A 7,611-nucleotide genomic window follows, 5' to 3' on the forward strand; every position below is an offset into this window, starting at 1 on the left:
AAAAGAAAGAAAAGAGAGAAAAAAAAGAAAGAGAAAGAAAGAAAAATAAGAAAAAGAGAAAAAAAAAAAAAGAGAGAAAAGTAAGAAAAGAGAAGGAAAAGAAAGAGAGAAAGGAAAAGGGGACAAAGGAGAAGGAGAGGAAAGGAGAGGAGGGAAGCGAAAGAGGAGGAGAAGAGACAGTCGTCCTCCGGGTCGACGCGGCGGGCATGGCCCGCGACGGCGCCGTCTTCACGCGCTCGGCGAACGGCGTGTGGCTGGTCGACGCCGTCCCGCCCCGGTATCTGCGCCTGGAGCGCGGGTCCGGGCCGGTCCGGTTCACACTGGGCCGGTGATCCGCAACGTCGTCGTCGGCCGGGTGCGCCCGGGCACCGACCCCGCCCTCGTCCAGGAGGCGCTCGACGCCATCGTCGCCCTGCCCGTGGAGGGGCTGGTCGACGTCCGGGTCGGCCTGGACGCCGGCCTGCGCCCCGGCGCCTGGAGCTTCGCCATCACCAGCGACTTCGTCGACGCCGAGGCCTACCGCATGTACGACGCCGAGGCCGAGCACAACCGCATCCGGCGGGAGATGTTCGACCCGGTCTGCGAGGAGATCGCGCGGGTCCAGTTCCAGGTCTGAGCGGCCCCAGCCGGGCCTGACCGTCCGCGGGGCGGCCCACCCCGCCCAGTGGGCAGTTGCGGTCGCCGGGGACGGCGTGTCGTCGCGTGTCCCCGACCGCAACTGCGCACTCGGCCGACCGTGCGTCCCGAGCGGGCTCAGCCGGGCAGCGCGTCCAGCGGCAGCCCGACGTAGAGCATTCCGACCAGCTCGCCGTCGACGGAGTGCAGGCCCTCGTAGGCGGTGAAGTACGGCCGGTCGGCGACCGTCGCCTCGCCGGTGTAGGTCCGCCCGGCCAGGACGGCGGTCAGCACCGGGTTGGCGCTGCCGTCAGCGGTGCGGCGGGGGATGTAGCTGCCGACGTTGCGCCGTCCCTGCGCGGTGACGACGGTCGTGGCCGCCCGGACCATGCTGCCGTCGCGGTCCAGCCGCTGGAACAGCGTGCAGCTGCCGCCCACCAGCGCCACCACCTCGTCGACCAGCGGCGCGGGACGGCGCGGGTCGTCGTCGCGGGTCAGCGGCACGCCGCCGAGGAGCAGGTCGGGCAGCTCGACGTCCCGGGTCGCCCCGGTGACCTGGTCGCGGACGGTGAGCCGACGGCAGCCGTCCCCGAGCTGCACGCCGCCGGCCTCGGCGAGCAGGTCCTCGGCCACGGCGAGCGCCCGGCGGACGTAGGCCTCGCGCTGGTCGTCGGCGAGCGCGGCCACCGCCTCGGTGATCCGTGCGGACCCGCCGGCGGCCCGCTCGACGCTCTCGACGACCCGGTCGGTGGCGGCCCGCTGCTGCTGCACGGCCGCGGCGACGGTGTCCTGCGCGGCGGCGATGGAGCCCAGCGTCGTGGTGATCCGCGAGACGACGTCCACGGCCGAGCGCGTCTCCCGGTGGACCGCCTCGACCTGGGCGCCGATGTCGCCGGCGGCCCGGGCGGTGCGCTCGGCGAGCTGCTTGACCTCGTCGGCGACGACGGCGAAGCCGCGGCCGACCTCACCGGCGCGGGCGGCCTCGACGTAGGCGTTGAGCGCCAGGAACCGGCTCTGCTGGCTGATCGCCGACAGCAGCCGGACGATCTCGGTGATCGCGTCGGTCGCCCCCTGCAGGGCGGCGATCCGCTCGTCGACGGCCTGGGCGTCGCGGACCGCCTCCTCGGTGACGGCCGAGGCGAGCGTCGTGGACTCCGCGATGTCGCCGATCGCGGAGCGCAGCTCGGCGAGGGACTCCGCGGCCTGCCGCGAGGTGTCCGAGACCTCCCGGCTGGCCTGGGCGAGCACCCCGGCGCGCTGGGCGGCGTCGTCCGCCCCGCCCTCGCGCTCCAACCGCCGGCGCGCCCGGCTCGCGGTTGGTCGGGGGGCCGGCGGGGGCACCGGCGCCGGCCGGGGCTCGGGCAGGACGGTCTCCTGCACGGACGACCTGCGCACTCGTGCCTCCTGGGCCGATCCGGTGGGAGCACCGGAACCGGACCGGCCGGTGCGTGTCCACGGTAGGTCGTCCGACGTCACCGGCTGTGAGGCGCGCCGCACACCCGGTGAGAGAGGACGGGAGTCACGTGCTCACGGCGGGACTCCGCGCTCCGGTCCGCTCCCCGCTCGGCAGGGCCCGCCGCGGTGCCCCTGTCGTCACGCGCGGACGATCGCGGCCACCGGGCCGCCCCCCGACGGCCCCTGGTGCACCGCCGCCACCGACACGAACACCGCCGGGTCGCCGGTCACGGACGCCGCCACGCCGCCCACGGTCGCCTTGATCTGGCGGTGCCAGAAGACGTCGGAGTCGTCGAGCATCGCGTTGCGCCGGCCGCGGACGTAGCCCGTCGGGTCGGCCTCGCACTTGAGGAAGACGTTGACCAGCCGGTCGCCGAGGTCCGAGGGGTGCGGGCGCTCGGGCAGCTCGAGGCCGGCGTCCCGGATGGCGTTCCAAATGCCGTCCTGGTCGAGCGCGTCCTTCATCACCGAGTGGCCGATGCGGTAGTTGCCGCCGTGCCCGCGGGCGTTGCCGACGACCACGATCTGCGCGCGGTCGAGCTCCACGCCGGACGAGCAGGACGCCACCGCGCTGAACAGCGACAGGTCGCGCATGACCTGCTCCTGCCTCGGCATCTCGATCTCACCGAGCGCCACCGCGATGCCCAGCGCCGTCGTCCCGTTGGACAGGTCCATCGAGCCGTGCGGCTCGTCGTAGTAGGTGTCCTTGCCGCGGGCCTTGGCGTCGCGGATGGTCTCGATGGTCAGCAGCGGCGTCTTCGTCTGCACGTAGTGGACGTCGGCCGGGTCGGTGATGCCGGCCTCGGCCATCGCCCGGCGCACGCCGTCGGCGACCTTCTCGACCATCGCGATGCGGCCGATGTCCTCGGGCAGGATCACGTCGCTCATCGCGTAGCCCACGGTCAGCCGCGGCTCGTCGGTCTTCTCCACCGCGTCCTCGGGCAGGGTGGCGAAGACCGTCGCGTGCGGGCTGATGACGCCGTCCGTGCCGCCCGACCACACGATCGGGATCTCCCCGACCTCCTCCTTGGACCGGCTGCCCTTCTCGAGCAGCACCTCGCGGAAGGCCCGGTCGGCGATGATCCGCGTGTAGTCGTTGACCCCGCCGTTGCCCTCGGTCTTGCCGATGACCGCGACGACCCGGTCGGCCTCCATCACGCCGTCGTCGATGAGCTTCGCCAGCTCGCTGGCGTCGCTGACGTTGTGCAGCGGGACCTTGCGGACCTCGATCGGTGCGGGCACGGCTTCCTCTTCTCTCGGGATGCGTTCAGGCGGCGGTGAGGGTGGTGCCGACGTCGTCGCGCTCGACGGCGTCGGCGATGTGCTCGAGGGACGTGACGACGGCGCGCGTGCCGCCACCTTCGACGAAGCGGAGCGCGGCCTCGACCTTGGGGCCCATCGACCCGCGCGCGAACTCGCCGGCCGCGGCGTGCGCGCGCAGCTCGGCGGGGGTGACCCGGCCCAGCGGCCGGGCGGCGGGGGTGCCGTACCCGACGAGCACCCGGGGGACGTCGGTCGCGATCACCAGGGTGCCGGCGCCCAGCTCGCGGGCCAGCAGGGCGGCGGTGAGGTCCTTGTCGACCACGGCCTCGACGCCGCGCAGCGCGCCGCCGGTGCCGTCGTCCACCACCGGGACGCCGCCCCCGCCGGCGCAGACGACGACGAAGCCCGCCGCGAGCAGCGCCTCGACCGCCGGGACGTCGACCACGCGCCGCGGCTCGGGCGAGGCGACGACCCGCCGCCAGCCGCGGGCGCCGCGGTCCTCCCACACCTGCCCGTGGGCCATCGAGCGCTCGGCCTGCTCCCGCGGGAGGAACCGGCCGACCGGCTTGGAGGGCTCGCGGAAGTGCGGGTCGTCGGCGTCGACGAGCGTGCGGGTGACCAGAGCGGCGGTGCGCTGCGGCAGCCCGCGCACGGCCAGGGCGGCGTCGAGCTTGTCGGCCAGCGTGAAGCCGATGGTCGCCTGGGTCTGGGCGACGCACCAGTCCAGCGGCACCGGCGGGACCTCGTGCGCGGCCAGCTCGTTCTTGACCAGCAGGTTGCCCACCTGCGGGCCGTTGCCGTGGGTGAGCACCACGGGGACGCCGGTGGCCACGACCTCCGCCACGTGCCGGCAGGCCGCCGCGATCGCGTCGCGCTGTGCGCCGGGCGTCGCCGAGCCGTCCGGCCCGGTCATCGCGTTGCCCCCGAGGGCGATGACGACGCGGCCGGGGGTCACCCCGGCGACCCTAGCCGGAGATCTCTCAGCGCTGAAGTAACTCCTCAGCGACGCCAGAAGTCGAAGGCGTCCCGTCCGGGCCGGAAGCCGGCCGCCTCCACGACGTCCACCGCGAGGTCGAAGTGCTGGCCGACGCCGGCCGGCTGGTGGGCGTCGCTGCCGAAGCTGACCGCCTCGCCGCCCTCCTCGTGGAACCAGCGCACCTGGTCGACCGAGGCCAGCGGGCTGGTCGTGTTCACCTCCAGCGCCCGCCCGGTGCCGGCCAGCGCCCGGAACACCGCGCGGTACTCCTCCTCGTAGTCCTTCTCGGCGTACCGGTCGCTGCCGCCGGGCCAGTAGCGCCGCGGGAAGTCCACGTGCGCGAGCACCTGGAAGACGTCGCTGTTCTCGACCATGTCGACGACCTCGGCCAGGTACCGGCGCATCGTCGTGTCCGGATCGGGATAGAGCAGCCGGCCCACGCCGTGGAGCCGGCCGTCCTGGCTCAGCGAGTGCAGCGAGCCGAGCACCCGGTCGACGGGGGAGTCGCGCAGGTGGGCGGCGACGCTGGCGGCGAACAGGTGCGGCTCGCCGGTCTCGACCCCCGACCAGATCCGCAGCTCCGGAAAGCGCCCGCGGCACTCCTCGAGCTCGGCGAAGTAGCCCTCGACGTCGATGGGCAGGTGCCGGGAGGCGTGCCGGTCGACCAGCCCCTCGGCGGTCGCGCGGTCCTCCGGCGTCCACGTCGTGAAGTCGAGGTGCTCGGTGAAGGCGATGGCGGGCAGGCCCCGGGCCACCGCCCGCTCGCACGCGCGCACCATCGTGGAGGAGTCGGCGGTGTCCCAGGACCACCTGGTGTGCACGTGGTTGTCCGGTGGTCGCATCGCCTGTGGATTGTCCTCCTCCGTCCCCAGGTCGCGCGCGGCGACCGCTCCTGTCGTCGTCGCTGCCTACTGTCGGGAGCCATGAGCACCGCCGCGCCGACGTCCGACCTCGCCCCCGAGGCCCTCTCGGTCCTCCGCGAGCTGACCGGCCGGCCCGACGCGGGGTTCCGCGAGGGTCAGGACGCCGCCGTCGCCGCGCTGGTCGAGCGCTCCGAGCGGGCCCTGGTCGTGCAGCGGACCGGCTGGGGCAAGTCGGCGGTCTACTTCGTCTCCACGGCGCTGCTGCGCCGCCGTGGCGCCGGCCCCACACTGCTGGTCAGCCCGCTGCTCGCCTTGATGCGCGACCAGGTCGCCGCCGCCGCGCGCGCCGGCATCCGCGCCGTCGAGATCTCCAGCGCCAACGCCACCGAGTGGGACGACGTCGCGAAGGCCCTCGCCGCCGACGACGTCGACGTCCTCCTGGTCTCCCCGGAGCGGCTGACCAACCCGCGCTTCCGCGAAGAGCAGCTGCCGGGGCTGGTGGCCCGCTGCGGCCTCCTCGTCGTCGACGAGGCGCACTGCGTCTCCGACTGGGGGCACGACTTCCGTCCCGACTACCGCCGCATCCGCGATCTGCTGGGCACCCTCCCGGCCGGGACGCCGGTGCTGGCCACGACCGCCACGGCCAACGAGCGGGTGGTCGCCGACGTCGCCGAGCAGCTCGGCGCCGGGGGTGTGGGCGTGACGACGGTGCGCGGTCCGCTGGCCCGCGACTCGCTGCGCCTCGGCGTGCTCCGGCTGCCCACCGACCGGGCCCGGCTGGCGTGGCTCGCCGCCCACCTCGGCGACCTCCCGGGCAGCGGCATCGTCTACACGCTCACCGTGGCCGCGGCCGAGGAGACCGCCGCGCTGCTGCGGGACGCCGGCCACGAGGTGCGCGCCTACACCGGCCGGCTCGACGACGCCGACCGCAAGGACGCCGAGGAGGCGCTGCGGGAGAACCGGGTCAAGGCGCTGGTGGCCACCTCGGCGCTGGGCATGGGCTTCGACAAGCCCGACCTCGGCTTCGTCGTCCACCTGGGGGCGCCGTCGTCGCCGGTCAGCTACTACCAGCAGGTGGGCCGCGCCGGTCGCGCCGTCGAGCACGCCGACGTGCTGCTGCTGCCCGGCCCCGAGGACCTCGCCATCTGGCAGTGGTTCGCCACCTCGTCCATGCCGCGGGAGGACCACGCCGCCGCGGTGCTGTCGGCGATGGCCGACGGGAAGGCGTGGTCGGTGGCGCGGCTGGAGACCGTGGCCGACGTCCGCCGCTCCCGGCTGGAGCTGCTGCTCAAGGTGCTCGCCGTCGACGGCGCGGTCGAGCGGGTACAGGGCGGCTGGCGGTCCACCGGCCGGCCGTGGGTCTACGACGCCGACCGCTACGCCCGCGTGACCCGCACCCGGGAGGCCGAGCAGCGGGCGATGATCGCCTACGCGCGCCCGGTCGACGAGGCGCAGTGCCGCATGGCCTTCCTCCAGGAGGCCCTCGACGACCCGACCGCCGCGCCCTGCGGCCGCTGCGACGTCTGCGCCGGCCCCTGGTACTCCTCCGACGTGCCGGAGGGGGCGGCCCAGGCCGCCTCCGCGGCGCTCGACCGCCCCGGCGTGGAGCTCGCACCGCGCGCCCAGTGGCCGACCGGCGCCGACCGGCTCGGCGTCGAGGTCAAGGGCAAGATCGCGGCCGGCGAGCAGCTCGACCCGGGGCGGGCCGTCGCCCGGCTCACCGACCTCGGCTGGGGTCAGCGGCTGCGGGCCCTGCTCGGGGACGACGGCGTCGGCGGCGTGGTCGACCTCGAGGCCCCCGCCCTGGAGGAGGACCCGGACGCCGCCTTCGACGTGCCGGTGCGGCGGGCGCCGTCGGACGTGCCGCCGGACGAGGAGCTGCTGCGCGCGTGCGCGCGGGTACTCGGTGCCTGGGACTGGGCCGAGCGCCCGGCCGCCGTGGTCGCCGTCCCCTCCCGGCGGCGGCCGCGCCTGGTCACCGGGCTGGCGCAGGGGCTGGCCGGGCTCGGCCGGCTGCCCTACCTGGGGGAGCTGTCCCTCGCGCACGGCGGGCCGACCGGCCAGCCCGGCGGCAACAGCGCCTTCCGGCTGGCGGGGGTCTGGCAGCGGCTCGTCGTCGGCCCCGAGCTGCGGGAGCGGCTGGCCGGGCTGGGGCCGGTTCCCGTGCTGCTGGTCGACGACCTCGCCGACTCGCGCTGGACGATGACCGTCGCCGGCCGGGAGCTGCGGCTGGCCGGCGCCTCGCGCGTGCTGCCCTTCGCCCTTGCGCTGACGGCCTGAGAGAGGACCCCTCTGCCCCCGCCACTCGCAGGCTCGCGGCGGGTCCCTGCAGAGGGGCCGCCCGTCCTCCCCACCCCTCGTTGGAGGGCCCCGTCCCTTATACCCCGCCGACTCCTCCTCCCCGCCGCTCACCGTCTCTCCAGCGCCGCCTCCATCCAT

At 74.6% G+C, this 7,611-nt stretch carries 6 protein-coding genes and 1 pseudogene; 3 read left to right on the forward strand and 4 right to left on the reverse strand.

Translation table 11 applies throughout. The features are described from left to right. Together CNO22_RS27965 and CNO22_RS24100 are read left to right on the forward strand one after the other, a co-directional pair. Positions 1–332 (forward strand): annotated as a pseudogene (locus CNO22_RS27965) (hypothetical protein); the annotation flags it as partial. Continuing rightward, positions 329–616, forward strand: a complete 288-nt coding sequence (locus CNO22_RS24100; RefSeq protein ID WP_100501794.1) for a Dabb family protein — start codon at positions 329–331, stop codon at positions 614–616. The pseudogene CNO22_RS27965 and the gene CNO22_RS24100, both read left to right, overlap by 4 nt. Before the next feature lie 137 nt (positions 617–753). On the opposite strand, the gene CNO22_RS24105 is transcribed toward CNO22_RS24100, so the two are convergent. The 4 genes from CNO22_RS24105 to CNO22_RS24120 all read right to left on the reverse strand — a co-directional run bounded on the left by CNO22_RS24105 (position 754) and on the right by CNO22_RS24120 (position 5,151). Next, entirely contained in the window at positions 754–2,010 is a 1,257-nt protein-coding gene (locus CNO22_RS24105; protein WP_100501795.1) for a Cache 3/Cache 2 fusion domain-containing protein, read from the reverse strand. A gap of 198 nt (positions 2,011–2,208) precedes the next feature. Then, positions 2,209–3,312: a barbiturase gene (gene bar, locus CNO22_RS24110; protein WP_100501796.1), complete on the reverse strand. Its 1,104-nt coding sequence runs from the start codon at positions 3,310–3,312 to the stop codon at positions 2,209–2,211. 25 nt (positions 3,313–3,337) lie between these two features. Further along, on the reverse strand, positions 3,338–4,288 hold the full coding sequence (locus CNO22_RS24115) for a carbamate kinase (protein ID WP_100501797.1): 951 nt from the start codon (positions 4,286–4,288) through the stop codon (positions 3,338–3,340). 44 nt (positions 4,289–4,332) lie between these two features. Next, entirely contained in the window at positions 4,333–5,151 is an 819-nt protein-coding gene (locus tag CNO22_RS24120) for a PHP domain-containing protein (RefSeq protein ID WP_100501798.1), read from the reverse strand. A gap of 81 nt (positions 5,152–5,232) precedes the next feature. Here CNO22_RS24120 and CNO22_RS24125 point away from each other — a divergent pair, with 81 nt between their 5' ends. Next, positions 5,233–7,452, forward strand: coding sequence for a RecQ family ATP-dependent DNA helicase (locus tag CNO22_RS24125; protein ID WP_100501799.1), 2,220 nt, complete (start codon positions 5,233–5,235; stop codon positions 7,450–7,452). Positions 7,453–7,611: the final 159 nt, after the last annotated feature.

The organism is Geodermatophilus chilensis, assembly GCF_002802985.1.
Taxonomy (GTDB): Bacteria; Actinomycetota; Actinomycetes; order Mycobacteriales; family Geodermatophilaceae; genus Geodermatophilus; species Geodermatophilus chilensis.

Excerpts from the sequence above, each read along its gene's own strand:
- CNO22_RS24120 (WP_100501798.1), bottom strand. The coding sequence starts at position 5,151 with ATGCGACCACCGGACAACCACGTGCACACCAGGTGGTCCTGGGACACC.
- CNO22_RS24125 (WP_100501799.1), top strand. The coding sequence starts at position 5,233 with ATGAGCACCGCCGCGCCGACGTCCGACCTCGCCCCCGAGGCCCTCTCG.